Genomic DNA, 17,356 nt, shown 5'->3' with positions numbered 1-17,356 from the left:
CGTGCAGCCCTCGCGTCGACGGACCCTCGCACTAGGGTCCTTCGGCTCTATCCGGGGTTCTCGTGAACCGTATCACAAACTATTTGATGCAGTCTTTACCTGTAGGGTGTGCTTGCTGTCACACATGAGAGTGAGAGCGCGCGTATGTGCAATTTCGGTGCCTCTTTGTCTGGTATTGCACCGAAACGCTCCCCCACGAGTTGGCAATGCTCTAGTCAGATTCTTACCTTGGCGTCAGCGCCGGGGGTCAGCGCGAGGTGCCGGCCTTCCGCCGGTCGTGCAGACGCGAACGGGGGCCGATGGCCGTCGCTCCGTTGACCCCCGAGACCCCGGGGGTGCCTGCGGCGAGAGGGGTGCGCTCCGGCTCGTCCCCGTCGGAGGGGTGGCCGAGACGGGCCGCGGGCTCGGCGATGACGCGGCGACGGCGGCGCCGGTAGCGCGGCGGCACGAACCGCTCCGCCCAGACCGGGGTGCGCGGCGTGAACCGCGGCAGCAGGAGCAGCACCAGGCCGATGGCGCTGAGCGCGACCACACCCAGCACGATCCACATCGAGGCCGAGTTGACCGAGTAGCCCAGCGCGCCGAACGCGATCAGCGCCGACCAGAAGTACATGATCAGCACGGCCCGGCTGTGCGAGTGGCCGATCTCCAGCAGCCGGTGGTGCAGATGCCCGCGGTCCGCGGCGAACGGCGACTGGCCGCGCCAGGTACGGCGCACGATCGCCAGGATCAGGTCGGCGGCGGGGATCGCGATGATGGTCAGCGGGAGCAGCAGCGGGATGTACACCGGCACCATCTGGTGCACGGTGTTGCGCTCGGAACCGGCGAACAGGTTCATCACGTCCGGGTCGACCTGCCCGGTCACCGAGATCGCGCCCGCCGCCAGGACGAGCCCGATCAGCATGGACCCGGAGTCGCCCATGAAGATCCGCGCCGGGTGCATGTTGTGCGGCAGGAAGCCCAGGCACATGCCCATCAGCACCGCCGCGAACAGCGTCGCCGGGGCGGCCGCCTCGATGCCGTACGAGTACCAGACGCGGTAGGCGTACATGAAGAACGCGGCCGCCGCGATGCACACCATGCCGGCCGCGAGACCGTCCAGGCCGTCGACGAAGTTCACCGCGTTGATGGTGATGACGACGAGCGCGACGGTCAGGAGCGTGCCCTGCCACTGGGTGAGCGCGACCGTGCCGACGCCGGGCACCGGCAGCCACAGGATCGTCAGACCCTGGACGACCATCACACCGGCGGCGATCATCTGCCCGCCCAGCTTGATCAGGGCGTCGATCTCGAACTTGTCGTCCAGCACGCCGATCAGCCAGATCAGCGCCGCGCCCGAGAGCAGCGCACGGGGCTCGTTGGACTTCTCGAAGACCTCGTTGAGGTTGGTGAGATGGTCGGCGACCAGCAGGCCCGCGCACAGGCCGAAGAACATCGCGATACCGCCGAGCCGCGGAGTGGGTTCGCGGTGCACGTCGCGTGCCCGGATCTCCGGCATCGCGCCGGCCACGATGGCGAACTTCCGTACCGGCCCTGTCAGCAGATACGTCACCGCGGCCGTGATGCAGAGCGTCAGCAGGTATTCACGCACAGGCTTCCCCACAGGTCTCGCTGGCCATCTCAGCCCCACACCCTAGCGAGGTGCGCATATGGTTGTGGACTTCCGGGTAGCCAGGATGGTTGCACGCGCGGCTGTGCGGCCGGTTCCGGGCCGGGTACGGCGGTGCGCCTACCCCGCATCGAGCGGGATACGGCCACACGTCGCGCACGTCACGTCGGATACGGCGGGAACGCCTCGGCGAGGTCGCGTACGTCGTCGCGGATCCGCTTGGCCTCGGAGCCGTCGCGCAGGGCCGCCGCGATCAGGGCGGCGATACGGACCATCTCGGTCTCGCCCATGCCCTGCGTCGTCACGGCCGCCGTGCCCAGGCGCAGACCGCGGTCGTCGGCGTGGGGAAGCGCACAGCAGTCCATGATGATCCCGGCCGCGGCGAGCCGGCCCCGGGCGGTACGGCCGTCCACACCGAGCGGCGCCGGGTCCGCGGTGATCAGGTGCGTGTCGGTGCCGCCCGTGGTGACGACCAGGCCCTCGGCGGCCAGGTGACCGGCGAGGACGCGCGCGTTGGAGACCACCTGATGGGCGTACACGGAGAACGCCGGGGCTGCCGCCTCACCGAACGCGACGGCCTTCGCGGCGATGGTGTGCATCTGGGCGCCGCCCTGGGTGAAGGGGAACACGGCGCGGTCGACGCGTTCGGCCAGCTCCTCGCCGCACAGGAGCATTCCGCCGCGGGGTCCGCGCAGCACCTTGTGCGTGGTGGCGCACACGATGTCCGCGTACGGCACCGGGCTGGGCGCCGCGCCACCCGCGACCAGGCCGATGGGGTGGGCGGCGTCCGCGATGAGATAGGCGCCCACGTCGTCGGCGACCTCGCGGAAGAAGGCGTAGTCGGGGTGGCGCGGATAGGCGATGGAGCCGCACACGATCGCCTTCGGGCGGTGGGCGCGGGCCAGCGTGCGGACCTGTTCGTGGTCGATGAGGCCGGTCTCGGCGTCGACTCCGTAGGGCACGAAGTCGAACCAGCGGCCGGAGAAGTTCGCCGGGGAGCCGTGCGTGAGGTGACCGCCGTACGGCAGGCCGAGGGCGAGGACCTTGTCGCCGGGGCGCAGCAGGGCGGCGTACGCGGCGAGGACCGCGGAGGAACCGGAGTGGGACTGCACGTTGGCGTGGGCGGCGCCGAAGAGGCTCCTCGCGCGGTCGATGGCGATGCGCTCGGCGACGTCGACCATCTCGCAGCCGCCGTGATGGCGGGCGCCCGGGTAGCCCTCGGCGTACTTGTTGGCGAGGGGGGAGCCGAGGGCGGCCAGGACGGCCGGCGAGGTGAAGTTCTCGGCGGCGATCAGCTGGAGCGTCGTCGCCTGCCGGGTGCGCTCGCCGAGCAGGATGTCGGCCAGCTCGGGGTCCTGCCGCCGCAGGGTGCCTGCGGCGCTGCCGGGGTCGGCTTCGGTGGCGTGGGTGACCGTCATGGTGGGCTCCGGGCATGGCGTCGACGGTGACGTACGTCCACGGTAAGCCTGCGGCGGCTTGGGGGGCGCGGTGCGTGCAGCCGAGTGGGGGGCACGGTGCGTGCAGCCGAGTGGGGGGGGCGCGGTGCGTGCAGCCGAGTGGGGTCGTCTCGCGGGTGCGGGCCGGTGGGGGCTGGTCGCGCAGTTCCCCGCGCCCCTGGGTCGGCTGCAGTGCCGTCGGCGCACGCCGCGGGCATGGAGCGCCCCGACCCCCGGCCCGCATCAGCGCCGGGTGCGGGGAAACGCCGGGCGCGCAGCCCAACAGGCGGCACCCGGAAACGCCGGGCGCGCAGCCCAACGGCACGGCACCCGCAGACGTCGGTCGCTACATCCGCGCCGGTACGCCCGTCAGAGCTGTCACCACCGGGTCCAGCGCCTCGCTGATCTCCTCGCCCACGCTGCGAAAAAAGCCCAGCGGCGCCCCGTACGGGTCGTACACCTCGTCCGCCTCGGCCGTCGGCGCCTGGAGCCACCCGCGTAGAGCCGCCGCGGCCCGCACCAGCGCCCGCGCGCGGTTGACCACGCCGTCCTCCAGCGGCGGCAGCGTCGCGGGGTCTATCGCCCGCACCAGCCGCGTGAACTCCTTCAGCGTGAACGTGCGCAGCCCCGCCGAGTGCCCCATCGAGATCACCTGAGCACGGTGGTCGCGGGTCGCGGTGAGGACCAGGTCGGCCCGGATCACGTGCTCGTCGTGCAGCTCGCGGCCCATGAAGCCGGACGGGTCCGCCCCGTAGTCGGCCAGCACCGTCTCGGCGTGGGACTCCATGGGCGCGCCCTCGTGGCCCCACGTGCCCGCGCTCTCCGCGATGATCGGGCCGCCGAGGATGCCAAGCCGCTCGGAGACGAAATGCCGGGTCAGCCGCTCGGTGATGGGCGAGCGGCACACGTTGCCGGTGCTGACGTGGAGGATGCGGAAGGTGTCGCGGGGGAAGCCGAAGGTCGTGGTCTCCTCCGCGTTGAAGCCCCCGCCGGCTATGCCACGCCCCGCGTCAGGGGCCGTCAATTCGCCACCTCGAGGTCGGGTACGACCTTGCGCAGCTCCTCCGGGGAGAGGGCGCCTTCGCGCAGGAGGACGGGCACCTCGCGGGTGACGTCCACGATGGAGGAGGGGATGTTGCCGGGGGTGGGCCCGCCGTCGAGGTAGACGGAGACGGAGTCGCCGAGCATCTGCTGGGCGGCGTCACAGGTCTCCGGCGCCGGGTGCCCGGTGAGGTTCGCGGAGGAGACGGCCATGGGCCCGAACTCGGTGAGCAGCTCGATGGCGACCGGGTGCAGCGGCATGCGGATCGCCACCGTGCCACGGGTCTCGCCGAGGTCCCACTGGAGGGACGGCTGGTGGCGCGCGACGAGGGTGAGCGCACCCGGCCAGAACGCGTCGACCAGTTCCCAGGCCTGCTCGGAGAAGTCCGTGACGAGCCCGTGCAGCGTGTTCGGGGAGCCGATCAGGACGGGGCTGGGCATGTTGCGGCCACGGCCCTTGGCCTGCAGCAGGTCTCCGACGGCCTCCTTGGAGAACGCGTCGGCGCCGATGCCGTACACCGTGTCCGTGGGCAGCACCACGAGTTCGCCGCGGCGGACGGCGGACGCGGCCTCGCGCAGACCCGTCACACGGTCGGTCGCGTCGTTGGTGTCGTATCGCCGTGCCATAGCTAGCGGGCCTCCTCGTACACGTACTGCGGGGTCGAAGACTGGGTGGTGCTCACGGCAGCGCCTTGCGGGCGGTGGCGAAGCGGGGGCGGTTGTTGAGGTCGGGGTGGTCGGCCGCGTCGGCCCAGCCCTTCTCCTCGGTGAAGATCCACGGCACCTGGCCGCCCTGGGTGTCCGCGTGCTCGACGACGACGAGGCCGCCGGGGCGCAGCAGGCGGTGCGCGGTGCGTTCCAGGCCGCGGATGAGGTCGAGGCCGTCCTCGCCGGAGAACAGGGCGAGCTGCGGGTCGTAGTCACGGGCCTCGGGGGCGACGTACTCCCACTCGGTGAGCGGGATGTACGGCGGGTTGGAGATGACGAGGTCGACCTGGCCGTCGAGGTCGGGGAAGGCGGTCAGGGCGTCGCCCTGGCGCAGCTCGACCCGGGAGCCCTCCATGTTCTTGCGGGTCCAGTGCAGGGCCTCGTCGGACAGCTCGACGGCGTACACGCGTGAGCGCGGCACCTCCTGGGCGAGGGCCAGCGCGATGGCGCCGGAGCCGGTGCACAGGTCGACGATGCACGGCTCGACGACGTCCATGGCCCGGACCGCGTCTATGGCCCAGCCGACCACGGACTCGGTCTCCGGGCGGGGCACGAAGACGCCCGGGCCGACCTGAAGCTCCAGATAGCGGAAGTAGGCCCGGCCGGTGATGTGCTGCAGCGGCTCGCGCTGCTCACGGCGGGCGATGACCTCCCAGTACCGGGCGTCGAAGTCGGAGTCCTTCACGGAGTGCAGCTCGCCGCGCTTGACGCCGTGCACGAACGCGGCGAGCTCCTCCGCGTCGGTGCGCGGCGAGGGCACGCCCGCGTCGGCGAGCCGCTGAGTGGCCTGGGCCACCTCTGCGAGCAGCAAATTCACGCACGTCCTCCGGAGGTACTCGTAGTGGCTTACGCGGCGGCGAGCTTCGCGGCCGAGTCCGCGTCGACGCAGGCCTGGATCACCGCGTCGAGGTCGCCGTCCAGGACCTGGTCCAGGTTGTACGCCTTGAAGCCGACGCGGTGGTCGGAGATGCGGTTCTCCGGGAAGTTGTAGGTGCGGATCTTCTCGGAGCGGTCGACGGTGCGGACCTGGCTGCGCCGGGCGTCCGCGGCCTCCCGCTCCGCTTCCTCCTGCGCCGCCGCGAGCAGCCTGGAGCGCAGGATACGCATCGCCTGCTCCTTGTTCTGCAGCTGGCTCTTCTCGTTCTGGCAGGAGGCGACGACTCCGGTCGGCAGGTGCGTGATGCGCACGGCGGAGTCGGTGGTGTTCACGGACTGCCCGCCGGGGCCGGAGGACCGGTAGACGTCGATGCGCAGGTCGTTCGGGTTGATCTCGACGTCGACCTCCTCGGCCTCGGGCGTGACGAGCACGCCGGCCGCGGAGGTGTGGATACGGCCCTGGGACTCGGTGGCGGGGACGCGCTGCACGCGGTGCACACCGCCCTCGTACTTCAGGCGGGCCCACACGCCCTGGCCGGGCTCGGTCTGGCCGCGGGTCTTGATGGCGACCTGGACGTCCTTGTAGCCGCCCAGCTCGGACTCGGTGGCGTCGATGATCTCGGTCTTCCAGCCGACGCGCTCGGCGTAGCGCAGGTACATGCGCAGCAGGTCGCCGGCGAACAGGGCGGACTCGTCGCCGCCGGCGCCGGCCTTGACCTCGAGGATGACGTCCTTGTCGTCGCTGGGGTCGCGCGGGACGAGGAGGAGGCGCAGCTTCTCCGTCAGCTCCTCGCGCTGCTTGTCCAGCTCCTTGACCTCGGCGGCGAAGTCGGGGTCCTCGGCGGCCAGCTCGCGCGCGGTGGCGATGTCGTCGCCGGTCTGCTTCCAGGAGCGGTACGTGGCGACGATCGGGGTGAGCTCGGCGTAGCGCTTGTTCAGCTTGCGCGCGTTGGCCTGGTCGGCGTGGACCGACGGGTCGGCGAGCTTCGTTTCCAGGTCGGCGTGCTCGCTGACGAGTTCCTCGACGGCCTCGAACATCTTGGGCTCCTGCTACTGCGTGGTGAGGGGGAAGGCGGACGACCAAAAACGCCGGTCCCGGCGCGCACGCCATGCGGGCGTGCGGCCGTGGACCGGCGAAATGGGGCTCGCTACTTCTTGGAGCCGGCGGCCTTGCCGAAGCGGGCCTCGAAGCGGGCCACACGGCCACCGGTGTCGAGGATCTTCTGCTTGCCCGTGTAGAACGGGTGGCACTCGGAGCAGACCTCGGCCCGGATGGTGCCCGAGTCGATGGTGCTGCGGGTGGTGAACGACGCGCCGCAGGTGCAGCTGACCTGCGTCTCGACGTACGCGGGGTGGATGTCGCGCTTCAAGGTGTCTCCTAGGTTTCGGGAGGGCGCCGGGTCGCCTGCCGCGGGGTGCGGGGGCGTGAACCGGAGCCGACGTACCAGTCTGCCAGGACTGGGGCCATCCTCCCAAACCGGGGGTGCGGCTGTTCTATTCCTGCGGTGCGCCCACGGGCACATGCCCGCGTGCCTTCAGCCGGTGACGACCCCGTCGGCTTCGCCGGTGGCCGTTCCCGTCGTGGCCGACTTCGGGATGGGCCGGTCGTTCTTCAGCGCGTTCCAGACCATCTCGGCCTTCGTCTTCTCGACCAGGACGCGGTTGCCGTTGGACGGGTCGTACTGGACCGGCATGGTGACCATCGTCATATGGGCGGGGCTGATGCCCTTCAGGCCGTTGGCGAAGGACATCAGGGAGTTCACCGAGCCGAGGCCGGAGTCGGTGGTGACGGCCTTGGTGGAGGTGTCGGCGAGGTCGTAGAGCTTCTTGGGGCTGGTGAAGACCCCGATGTCCTTGACCTGCTTGACCAGGGCCTTGATGAACGCCTGCTGGAGCTGGATACGGCCGAGGTCGGAGCCGTCGCCGACGCCGTGCCGGGTGCGGACCAGGCCGAGGGCCTGCCGGCCGTCGAGGCGGTGCGTGCCGGCCTTGAGGTTCAGATGGCTCTCGTGGTCGGCGATGTCCTTGGTCGTGGTGATCTGCACGCCGCCGAGTTCGTCGATGAGCTTCTGGAAGCCGGCGAAGTCGACCTCCAGGTAGTGGTCCATCCGGACGCCGGTGAGGGACTCCACCGTCTTGACGGCGCAGGACGCGCCGCCGGTGGAGTAGGCGGAGTTGAACATCACGCCGTGCGCGGCGTCGTGGGTGGTGCCCTGGGCGTCGGTGCAGGCGGGGCGGTCGACGAGGGTGTCGCGCGGGATGGAGACCACGCCGGCCCTCTTGTGGCCCTTGTACACGTGGATGATCATCGCCGTGTCGGACCGGGCGCTGCCGTCGTCCGTGCCGCCGCCGAGCCCCTTGTTGCTTCCGGAGCGGGTGTCGGAGCCGAGGACGAGGATGTTCTGCGAACCGTTGTCGACCTTCTGGGGCCGGTCGGTGCCGAGCATCTGGTTGATGTCGATGCTCTTGATGTTGCCGTTGAGCTTGAAGTAGACGTACCCGAGTCCCGTACCACCCAGCACGACGATGCCCGCCGCCGTCCAGGCCGCGATCAGGACGCCTTTGCGTCTGGTGCGGGGCTTGCGGCGGCGGCCCTTGGCTCGACGGCCCGGGCCGCTGCTGTCTCCGGGTGCCTCGGGTATGCCGGGGCCCGGCGTGCTCTCGGCGGTCATGTGCTCCTCAGCTCGTCTGGGATCCATGGTCGCCCCGATTGGTCAGACGGGGAAACTCGGGAAAGGGTTGCACAACAGGGTGTGACCGAAGCGCACAAATACGATCACCCTCCGTCACGAAGAGAGCGGGTCTTACGCCGCTCACCTGCGTGTTTCCCCGACGGTCGCGGAACGCGTGCAAACAGGCCGCTGTGGCACACATCGCAGCAAAGAGATGAGGGCCGCCCCTTGCGTGGGGCGGCCCTCATCTTTATGCGCAGTTGACGTCAGTCGCCGTTGCCCGGCGTCGGCGTCGTCTTCTGGATCTGCATCAGGAACTCGACGTTCGACTTCGTCTGCTTCATTTTGTCGAGGAGCAGCTCGATCGCCTGCTGCTGGTCCAGCGCGTGCAGGACGCGGCGCAGCTTCCAGACGACGGCCAGCTCCTCGTTGCCGAGCAGGATCTCTTCCTTGCGGGTACCGGACGCGTCGACGTCCACCGCCGGGAAGATGCGCTTGTCGGCGAGCTTCCGGTCGAGCTTGAGCTCCATGTTGCCGGTGCCCTTGAACTCCTCGAAGATCACCTCGTCCATGCGGGACCCGGTGTCCACCAGGGCGGTGGCGAGGATGGTCAGCGAGCCGCCGTCCTCGATGTTGCGGGCCGCACCGAAGAAGCGCTTCGGCGGGTAGAGGGCCGTGGAGTCGACACCACCGGACAGGATGCGGCCGGACGCCGGGGCGGCCAGGTTGTACGCACGGCCCAGACGGGTGATGGAGTCCAGCAGGACGACCACGTCGTGACCCAGCTCGACGAGGCGCTTGGCGCGCTCGATGGCCAGCTCGGCGACCGTGGTGTGGTCCTCGGCCGGGCGGTCGAAGGTCGAGGAGATGACCTCGCCCTTGACCGACCGCTGCATGTCGGTGACCTCTTCCGGACGCTCGTCGACCAGGACGACCATCAGGTGGCACTCGGGGTTGTTGTGGGTGATCGCGTTGGCGATCGCCTGCATGATCATGGTCTTGCCGGTCTTCGGCGGGGCCACGATCAGACCGCGCTGACCCTTACCGATCGGCGACACCAGGTCGATGATGCGGGTGGTGAGCACGCCCGGGTCCGTCTCCAGGCGGAGGCGGTCCTGCGGGTAGAGCGGGGTCAGCTTGTTGAACTCCGGGCGGCCACGGCCGTGTTCGGGCGCCATGCCGTTGACGGAGTCCAGGCGGACCAGCGCGTTGAACTTCTCGCGGCGCTCGCCCTCCTTCGGCTGGCGGACCGCGCCGGTGATGTGGTCGCCCTTGCGCAGGCCGTTCTTGCGGACCTGGGCGAGGGAGACGTACACGTCGTTCGGGCCCGGCAGGTAGCCGGACGTCCGGATGAAGGCGTAGTTGTCGAGGATGTCCAGGATGCCCGCGACGGGGATCAGGACGTCGTCCTCGGCGAGCTGCGGCTCGGCGGCGATGTCGTCGCGGCCACGGCGGCCACGGCGGTCCCGGTAGCGGCCGCGACGGCCACGGCGGCCGCCCTCGAAGTCGTCGTCGTCCTGCGGGCCGTTGCCCCGGTCCTGACGGTCCTGGCGGTCCTGACGGCCGCCGCCCTGCTGCTGGCCCTGCTGCTGACCGCGCTGGCCGCCCTGCTGGTCGTCGCCCTTGCGGCGGTCGCCGCGGTCACGGTCGCGGTCGCGGTCACGGCCGCGCTCACGGCGGTCGCGGCGGCGGCCCTCGCCGCCCTCGCCGGCGTCACCCTTGGCGTCGCCCTGCGGCTGCTGCGCGGGCGTGTCGGCCTTGGGCTCGCTCTTGGCCTCGGTGGCGACCGTCTCGGGGCTGCCGGCCTCGGCGGTGGCGCGGCGACGCCGGCGCTCGCTCGGGGCGTCGTCGGACGCCGGCTGGCCGGGAATCTCGATCTGCTGCTGGGCGACGGCCTTGTCGGCCGGGGCCTGCGTGGCCTTCTCCGCCTTCTGCTCACCGTCCACGGCGGCCTCACCGGTGCGGGCCTTGGAGGTGGCGCGGCGCTTCGGCTTGCTCTCGGTGGCGGGCTCGGCGGCCTTGGGAGCGCTGCCGGAGGCCTGCGCCTCCTTGATGACCTCGATCAGCTGGCTCTTGCGCATCCGCGCGGTGCCCCTGATGCCGAGGCCGGAGGCGACCTGCTGCAGCTCGGCCAGCACCATGCCCTCGAGGCCGGTACCGCGGCGCCGCCGGGAGCCGGCACCGGAGGCAGGCGCGGAGGCGTCCGTGGCGGGCGCGGCAGCGGTCTCCTCGACACGTGCGCCCATCAGATCGGTGGTGTCGCTCACGAAGGGTCCTTCCCTGGAGCGGACGTCGGCCTGTCTGGCTCGGCGACCGGTTGTGCTGTCCGACTCCGGTCCTTGCTGTGTGGACGGAGCCGGGGCGGTGGTCCGCCAAAGAGGCGGAAGAGATTTCTGGTGATGGCGCTACCTCGAGCCGTGGCACCCGGTGTCACGTGGCGTGGTCGCACCGATTCCGGAGTGCCCCCAGAGGGGGTACCCCCTCCATCGGTCCGCTCAGTGTCCGCATACGCCGTACTGCCCAGATACGACGTACGAAACACGGTGCGGCGTGGGGAGCTCCCGGAAGAATGTCTGTCCCGGACGGGGACACGAGGCACCTCGCCATGGTGGGGTCGGGTGCAGACTTGAGATTAACACTACCGGATCCAACAAACATTCCCCCTCTCCTAATCCGGCAAGCGTGTGTCAGGTCGCGAGCGGCAGCACGCTCGCACCCTGCAGATCCAGGCTCAGCCGGTTGGCCGCCCAGTCCGCGCCCGCCAGAGCCTCGATCTTGTCCGCGCCGGCCGCGTCGGCGAGCGCCATGACGGTGGGTCCGGCACCGGAGATGACCGCCGGGACGCCGTCGGCGCGCAGCCGCTCCACCAGTGCCGCGCTCTCCGGCATGGCGGGGGCGCGGTACTCCTGGTGCAGGCGGTCCTCGGTGGCCGGCAGCAGCAGCTCGGGGCGCCGGGTGAGGGCCTCGACGAGCAGGGCGGCGCGGCCGGCGTTGGCGGCGGCGTCGACGTGCGGAACGGTGCGCGGGAGCAGGCCGCGGGCGGTCTCCGTCAGAACCGGCTTTCCGGGCACGAAGACCACCGGGACGACGGAATCGGCGGGCTCGAGCCGGATCGACCGGGCGGCGCCGGACTCCATCCAGGCGATCGTGAAACCGCCGAACAGACAGGGGGCCACGTTGTCGGGGTGCCCCTCGATCTCGGTGGCGAGCTCCAGCAGGGCGGCGTCGTCGAGCCGTGACTCGCCGCCTATGGTCACCGCGCGGGCGGCGACGATGCCGGCGACGATGGCGGCGGAGGAGGAGCCGAGGCCGCGGCCGTGCGGGATGCGGTTGGCGCAGACGATCTCCAGGCCGCGCGGCTGACCGCCGAGAAGGTCGAAGGCGGTGCGCAGGGAGCGGACGAGGAGGTGGCTCTCGTCGCGCGGCAGGGTCTCGCTGCCCTCCCCGGCGATGTCGATGTGCAGCCCGGAGTCGGCCACCCGGACGACGACGTCGTCGTAGAGCCCCAACGCCAGGCCGAGGGCGTCGAAGCCCGGGCCGAGGTTGGCGCTGGTGGCGGGGACGCGCACCCGGACGGCGGCGGCGCGGAACGCTGGACCGGCCATCGCTCGTTGACTCTCCTTGAGCTGCGTGATGGTCGAATGACTCTCGATCGGTGCCGAGAACCCTGGGCCGCACGAGACGCGCGGCGCTGCGGCACATGCGGTGGGGGGCATATGCGGCGGGCGGGTTGAGTACAGCCTATCGAAGGAAGGTTCTGTGGCGACATAGGGCGCACAGGAGGCGCACGATGCGTGTCGCGAGCCCCCTGTGCCCCCGCGCTGGGGAACTCCCCCAGGTCGCCGGCCGTTCACGCCCGGACCTCGATGAGGCCCGGGCGCGCAGGGCACGGACTACGCGAGGCCGAGGCGCTCGGCGGCGGTGGCGGCGTCGACCGGGACGGTGACCGGCTGCGGAGCGCCGGCGACGGCCCAGTCGGGGTCCTTCAGGCCGTTGCCGGTGACGGTGCACACGATCTTCTGGCCCGGGTCGACCTTGCCCTGCTCGGCGGCCTTGAGCAGACCGGCGACGGAGGCCGCGGAGGCGGGCTCCACGAACACGCCCTCCTGCGAGGCCAACAGCCGGTAGGCGCGCAGGATCTCACGGTCCGTCACCTCGTCGATGGCGCCGCCCGATTCGTCCCGCGCCGCCAGGGCGTACTCCCAGGAGGCCGGATTGCCGATGCGGATGGCGGTGGCGATGGTGGAGGGGTCCTTGACGACCTCGCCGCGCACGATCGGGGCGCTGCCGGAGGCCTGGAAGCCCCACATGCGGGGCGTGTGCGAGGCGATGGAGTCGGCGGCGTACTCCTTGTAGCCCTTCCAGTACGCGGTGATGTTGCCCGCGTTGCCGACCGGCAGGACGTGGATGTCGGGCGCGTCGCCCAGCATGTCCACGATCTCGAAGGCGGCCGTCTTCTGCCCCTCGATCCGCACCGGATTGACCGAATTGACCAGCGCCACCGGGTAGTTGTCGCTCAGCGCGCGGGCCAGAGTGAGGCAGTCGTCGAAGTTGCCGTCGACCTGGAGGATCTTCGCGCCGTGCACGAGGGCCTGGCCCATCTTGCCCAGCGCGATCTTGCCCTGCGGCACGAGCACGGCGGACACCATGCCCGCGCGCACGGCGTAGGCGGCGGCCGAGGCGGAGGTGTTGCCGGTGGAGGCGCAGATGACCGCCTGGGCCCCCTCCTCCTTGGCCCGGGTGATGGCCATGGTCATGCCGCGGTCCTTGAAGGACCCGGTCGGGTTCGCGCCCTCCACCTTGAGGTGGACCTCGCAGCCCGTGCGCTCGGAGAGCACCTGCGCGGGCACGAGCGGCGTGCCGCCCTCGCGGAGCGTCACGACCGGCGTGGTGTCGGATACCGGCAGCCGGTCCCGGTACTCCTCGATGATTCCGCGCCACTGGTGGGTCATTGCTGGTTACTCTCCTTCAACCCGCATGATGCTGGCGACACCCCGCACGGTGTCGAGCTTGCGCAACGCCTCGACGGTCCCGTTCAGGGCCGCGTCGGACGCGCGGTGGGTGACGACGACGAGAGAGGCCTCGCCGTCCTTGCCCTGCTGGCGCACGGTGTCGATCGACACCCCGTGCTCGGCGAAGACGGTCGCGACCTGGGCGAGCACACCCGGTTTGTCCGCCACGTCGAGGCTGATGTGGTAGCGCGTGACGACGTCGCCCATGGGCGACACCGGCAGGGCGGCATACGCCGACTCGCCGGGCCCGGTGGACCCGGTGAGCCGGTTGCGGCAGACGGCGACGAGGTCGCCGAGCACGGCGGAGGCGGTCGGAGAACCGCCGGCGCCGGGGCCGTAGAACATCAGCTGACCGGCCGCGTCGGACTCGACGAACACGGCGTTGTACGCGCCGCGCACGGAGGCGAGCGGGTGGGTCAGCGGAATCATCGCGGGATGCACGCGCGCGGTGACGGACTGCCCGTCGGCGGCCCGCTCGCAGATGGCGAGCAGCTTGATGGTGCAGCCCATCTCCTTGGCCGAGGCGAAGTCGGCGGCGGTGACCTCGGTCATGCCCTCGCGGTAGACGTCGTCGAGGCGCACGCGGGTGTGGAAGGCGATCCCGGCGAGGATGGCGGCCTTGGCGGCGGCGTCGAAGCCCTCGACGTCGGCGGTCGGGTCGGCCTCGGCGTACCCGAGCGCGGTGGCCTCGTCCAGGGCCTCCTGGTAGCCGGCGCCGGTGGAGTCCATCTTGTCGAGGATGAAGTTGGTCGTGCCGTTCACGATGCCGAGCACCCGGTTGACCTTGTCACCGGCGAGGGACTCGCGCAGCGGCCGGATCAGCGGGATGGCACCGGCGACGGCGGCCTCGTAGTAGAGGTCACGGCCGTGCTCCTCGGCGGCGGCGTGCAGGGCGGCCCCGTCCTGGGCGAGCAGGGCCTTGTTGGCGGAGACGACGGAGGCGCCGTGCTCGAACGCGGTGGTGATGAGGGTGCGGGCGGGCTCGATACCGCCGATGACCTCGACGATCACGTCGATGTCGCCGCGTTTGACGAGGGCGGTGGCGTCGGTGGTGACAAGGGCGGGGTCGATGCCCTCACGGACCTTGCCGGGACGCCGTACGGCCACCCCGGCGAGCTCGACGGGGGCCCCGATCCGGGCGGCGAGGTCGTCGGCGTGCGTCGTCATGATGCGCGCCACCTCTGAGCCGACCACTCCACAGCCCAGCAGCGCCACCTTCAGCGGACGCGTACGCATCATCCGACCTCGTTTCCTCATACCGTCTACGGTTCGACCAGTCTCACTCACCGGACGGGATTTTCTGCCCTTGGTCCGGATTGTGAGACGTTTATTTCATTTCCGGACGGGGTGGAAGCCGGAAGATCTTCCGCCGCCGTCCGGAGTTCATCCGTCCGTCACGCCGCGCATGGGGCGTCACCCCGCATCGAGCGTCGCCCGACGATCGAGCGTCACCCGACGTCGAGACGGAGGAGGTCCTCCTCCGTCTCCCGCCGGACGATCACCCGGGCCTCGCCGTCCTTCACGGCGACGACCGGCGGGCGGAGCACATGGTTGTAGTTGCTGGCCATCGACCGGCAGTACGCCCCGGTCGCGGGGACGGCGATGAGGTCGCCCGGCGCCAGGTCGGCCGGCAGGAACGCGTCCCGCACCACGATGTCGCCGCTCTCACAGTGCTTGCCGACGACCCGGGCCAGCATCGGCTCGGCGTCGGAGGCGCGGGAGACGAGCGCGACGCTGTACTCGGCGTCGTACAGCGCCGTGCGGATGTTGTCCGACATGCCGCCGTCGACGGAGACGTAGGTGCGCAGCCCGTCGAGCGGCTTGACGGTGCCGACCTCGTACAGCGTGAAGGCGGTGGGCCCGACGATGGCCCGCCCGGGCTCGACGGAGATCCGCGGAGTCCGCAGCCGCGCGGCCTCGCACTCACGGGTGACGATCTCGGTGAGCGCCTTGGCGATCTCGTGCGGCTCCCGCGGGTCGTCGTCGCTGGTGTACGCGATCCCCAGCCCGCCGCCGAGGTCGATCTCGGGCAGCTCGACGCCGTGCTCGTCCCGGATGTCCTTCAGCAGCCCGACCACCCGGTGGGCGGCGACCTCGAACCCGGACATGTCGAAGATCTGCGACCCGATGTGCGAGTGGATCCCGATCAGCTCGAGCCCGTCGAGCTGCAGCGCCCGCCGCACGGCCTCGGCGGCCTGCCCGCCCGCGAGCGGAATCCCGAACTTCTGGTCCTCGTGCGCGGTGGCGATGAACTCATGGGTGTGCGCTTCGACACCGACGGTGATCCGGATCTGCACGCGCTGGCGGGTGCCCAGCTCCTGGGCGATGTGGGCGACCCGCACGATCTCCTGGAACGAGTCCAGCACGATCCGCCCCACCCCGGCCTCGACGGCCCGCCGGATCTCCTCGCTCGACTTGTTGTTCCCGTGGAAGGCGATGCGGTCGGCGGGCATCCCGGCGGACAGCGCGGTGGCGAGCTCCCCGCCGGAGCACACGTCGAGATTGAGCCCTTCCTCGTGCAGCCAGCGCACGACGGCCCGGGACAGGAACGCCTTGCCCGCGTAGAAGACGTCGGCGTCGGGCCCGAAGGCGGTGCGCCAGGCACGCGCACGGGCCCGGAAGTCCGACTCGTCGAGGATGTAGGCAGGGGTGCCGTGCGTCTCGGCGAGGGTCTTCACATCGATCCCACCGACGGTGAGCACGCCGTCCTCGCCGCGCTCGACGGTCTGGGCCCACACCTTGGGGTCGAGGGCGTTGAGGTCGGTGGGCGGGGCGGAGTAGTGGCCCTCGGGAAGGACGTCGGCGTGACGGGGCCCGGCGGGATGTGCGGAACGGCTCATGTCTGGGTCTCTTTTTGGCTCAGAGGTGATCGGGTGCGTCGATGCCGAGCAGGGACAGGCCGCCGGCCAGCACCGTCCCGGCGGCTTCGGCGAGCGCGAGCCGGGCACGGTGGGCGGCCGAGGGTTTCTCCTCACCACACGGCAGCACACCGGGCAGCACCGCAAGGGTGGCATCGGCAACGGCGACGAGATGCCGGGCAAGCCGGTCGGGGCCGCGGTGGGTGACGGCGGCGCGGAGGACGCGGGGGTGGTCGGCGAGGGCGGTGAGGAGGGAGGTGCGGGGGGCGACGGCGGGGGTGTGCCGGTCGGTGGTTTGGCGGTGCGGGTCGCCGGACGGGGCGTGCGCCTCGACGACTCCCGGCTCGGGGGCGAACCCGAGATCGGCGGGCTCGGGGGCGAAGCCGAGGTCGGCGGGCTCGGGGCCGAAGCCGAGATCGGCGGCGTTGCGGTGCAGGGCCCGGGTGCGGGCGTGGGCGTACCGGACGCGGAAGAGGGGGTTGGTCTCCCGCTGAACGAGGTGGTCGGCGCTGATCCGGGGCCGGTCGTGCGGGGCGGGGTGGAGCAGAGCCCAGCGGGCGGCGTCGGGGCCGAGGGGGGTGGGGTCCTCGGGGGCGGAGGTGGGACGGAGATTCACGTCCTGCGCGTCCGCGTGGGCGATCTCGACGCGCGCGCCCTGTGAGGCGGCGATCCGCGCGAGGGCGTCGGCGACGACTTCGGCACGGATCTCGTACGGAACGCGGAGGGCGAGGGTGTGCCCGGCAAGGGCGTCACTGTGCCCGTAGGCGAGCCCTTCGTCGAGGATGCGCCGGACGAGCTGCGTGCCGCTCGTGTTGTCGAGGCTGATGTTGAGGAAACCGGGCCCGGTGATCTCGACGCGGGTGACGCCGTCGGCGTGGACGAGGCGGTCGCGGAGAACTTCGGCGACGTGACGCGGGGGCCGGCCGGCGGGGCGGGCGAGCTGGAGGGCGATGTTGGTGGCGTAGTCGCCGCACCCTCCGGGCCCCGGCACGGTGACCACGGCCCGCTCGGGCACGCTCACCGTCAGCTCCCCCTCGTCGACAGCACGACGCACCGCGCACAGCACGGTATGGGAGAGCTCGACGGGGGTCACGGGACAAGCGTAGGGGAGGAGGGGGGTGGGTAGGCGAGCGGGTTTCGGGGG

Annotated in this window: 14 protein-coding genes; all 14 read right to left on the bottom strand. The window is 71.2% G+C overall.

Annotation, left to right across the window (positions count from 1 at the left end; translation table 11 throughout):
- Positions 1–247 precede the first annotated feature (247 nt).
- On the bottom strand, positions 248–1,591 hold the full coding sequence (locus tag ACZ64A_RS14965) for an MraY family glycosyltransferase (protein ID WP_469810619.1): 1,344 nt from the start codon (positions 1,589–1,591) through the stop codon (positions 248–250).
- A gap of 179 nt (positions 1,592–1,770) precedes the next feature.
- A complete protein-coding gene (locus tag ACZ64A_RS14960) occupies positions 1,771–3,027 on the bottom strand; it encodes a serine hydroxymethyltransferase (RefSeq protein WP_469810617.1) in 1,257 nt (418 codons plus the stop codon).
- Positions 3,028–3,391: 364 nt separating this feature from the next.
- Positions 3,392–4,069, bottom strand: coding sequence for an arsenate reductase/protein-tyrosine-phosphatase family protein (locus ACZ64A_RS14955; protein ID WP_469810616.1), 678 nt, complete (start codon positions 4,067–4,069; stop codon positions 3,392–3,394).
- Positions 4,066–4,713: an L-threonylcarbamoyladenylate synthase gene (locus ACZ64A_RS14950; RefSeq protein WP_363262500.1), complete on the bottom strand. Its 648-nt coding sequence runs from the start codon at positions 4,711–4,713 to the stop codon at positions 4,066–4,068. Before ACZ64A_RS14950 ends, ACZ64A_RS14955 begins: the two co-directional genes overlap by 4 nt.
- 52 nt (positions 4,714–4,765) lie before the next feature.
- Positions 4,766–5,611 (bottom strand): peptide chain release factor N(5)-glutamine methyltransferase, encoded by an 846-nt coding sequence (gene prmC / locus ACZ64A_RS14945; RefSeq protein WP_469810615.1) that lies wholly within the window; start codon positions 5,609–5,611, stop codon positions 4,766–4,768.
- Positions 5,612–5,640: 29 nt separating this feature from the next.
- Positions 5,641–6,708, bottom strand: coding sequence for a peptide chain release factor 1 (gene prfA, locus ACZ64A_RS14940; RefSeq protein ID WP_469810614.1), 1,068 nt, complete (start codon positions 6,706–6,708; stop codon positions 5,641–5,643).
- A 110-nt stretch (positions 6,709–6,818) separates the two neighbouring features.
- Positions 6,819–7,040, bottom strand: a complete 222-nt coding sequence (gene rpmE / locus ACZ64A_RS14935; RefSeq protein ID WP_190013247.1) for a 50S ribosomal protein L31 — start codon at positions 7,038–7,040, stop codon at positions 6,819–6,821.
- 165 nt (positions 7,041–7,205) lie between these two features.
- A complete protein-coding gene (locus tag ACZ64A_RS14930; RefSeq protein WP_469810612.1) occupies positions 7,206–8,342 on the bottom strand; it encodes an LCP family protein in 1,137 nt (378 codons plus the stop codon).
- Between the two features lie 266 nt (positions 8,343–8,608).
- Complete coding sequence (rho, locus tag ACZ64A_RS14925) at positions 8,609–10,609, bottom strand: transcription termination factor Rho (RefSeq protein ID WP_469810610.1); 2,001 nt, start codon at positions 10,607–10,609, stop codon at positions 8,609–8,611.
- Between the two features lie 420 nt (positions 10,610–11,029).
- Positions 11,030–11,947 carry a homoserine kinase gene (thrB, locus tag ACZ64A_RS14920; RefSeq protein ID WP_469810608.1) on the bottom strand — a complete coding sequence of 306 codons (918 nt, stop codon included), beginning with the start codon at positions 11,945–11,947 and terminating at the stop codon, positions 11,030–11,032.
- A 288-nt stretch (positions 11,948–12,235) separates the two neighbouring features.
- Positions 12,236–13,294 carry a threonine synthase gene (thrC, locus tag ACZ64A_RS14915; protein WP_469810607.1) on the bottom strand — a complete coding sequence of 353 codons (1,059 nt, stop codon included), beginning with the start codon at positions 13,292–13,294 and terminating at the stop codon, positions 12,236–12,238.
- A gap of 6 nt (positions 13,295–13,300) precedes the next feature.
- The gene (locus ACZ64A_RS14910) at positions 13,301–14,590 is read right to left on the bottom strand and encodes a homoserine dehydrogenase (RefSeq protein ID WP_469810833.1); all 1,290 of its coding nucleotides are present in this window, start codon (positions 14,588–14,590) and stop codon (positions 13,301–13,303) included.
- Between the two features lie 212 nt (positions 14,591–14,802).
- Positions 14,803–16,194, bottom strand: coding sequence for a diaminopimelate decarboxylase (gene lysA, locus ACZ64A_RS14905; RefSeq protein WP_469810606.1), 1,392 nt, complete (start codon positions 16,192–16,194; stop codon positions 14,803–14,805).
- 19 nt (positions 16,195–16,213) lie between these two features.
- Positions 16,214–17,305: an ArgS-related anticodon-binding protein NrtL gene (nrtL, locus tag ACZ64A_RS14900; RefSeq protein ID WP_469810604.1), complete on the bottom strand. Its 1,092-nt coding sequence runs from the start codon at positions 17,303–17,305 to the stop codon at positions 16,214–16,216.
- Between the last annotated feature and the right edge of the window lie 51 nt (positions 17,306–17,356).

It is taken from the genome of Streptomyces sp. NPDC104814 (genome assembly GCF_055583185.1).
This window is presented reverse-complemented; position numbering and strand designations above follow the sequence as displayed.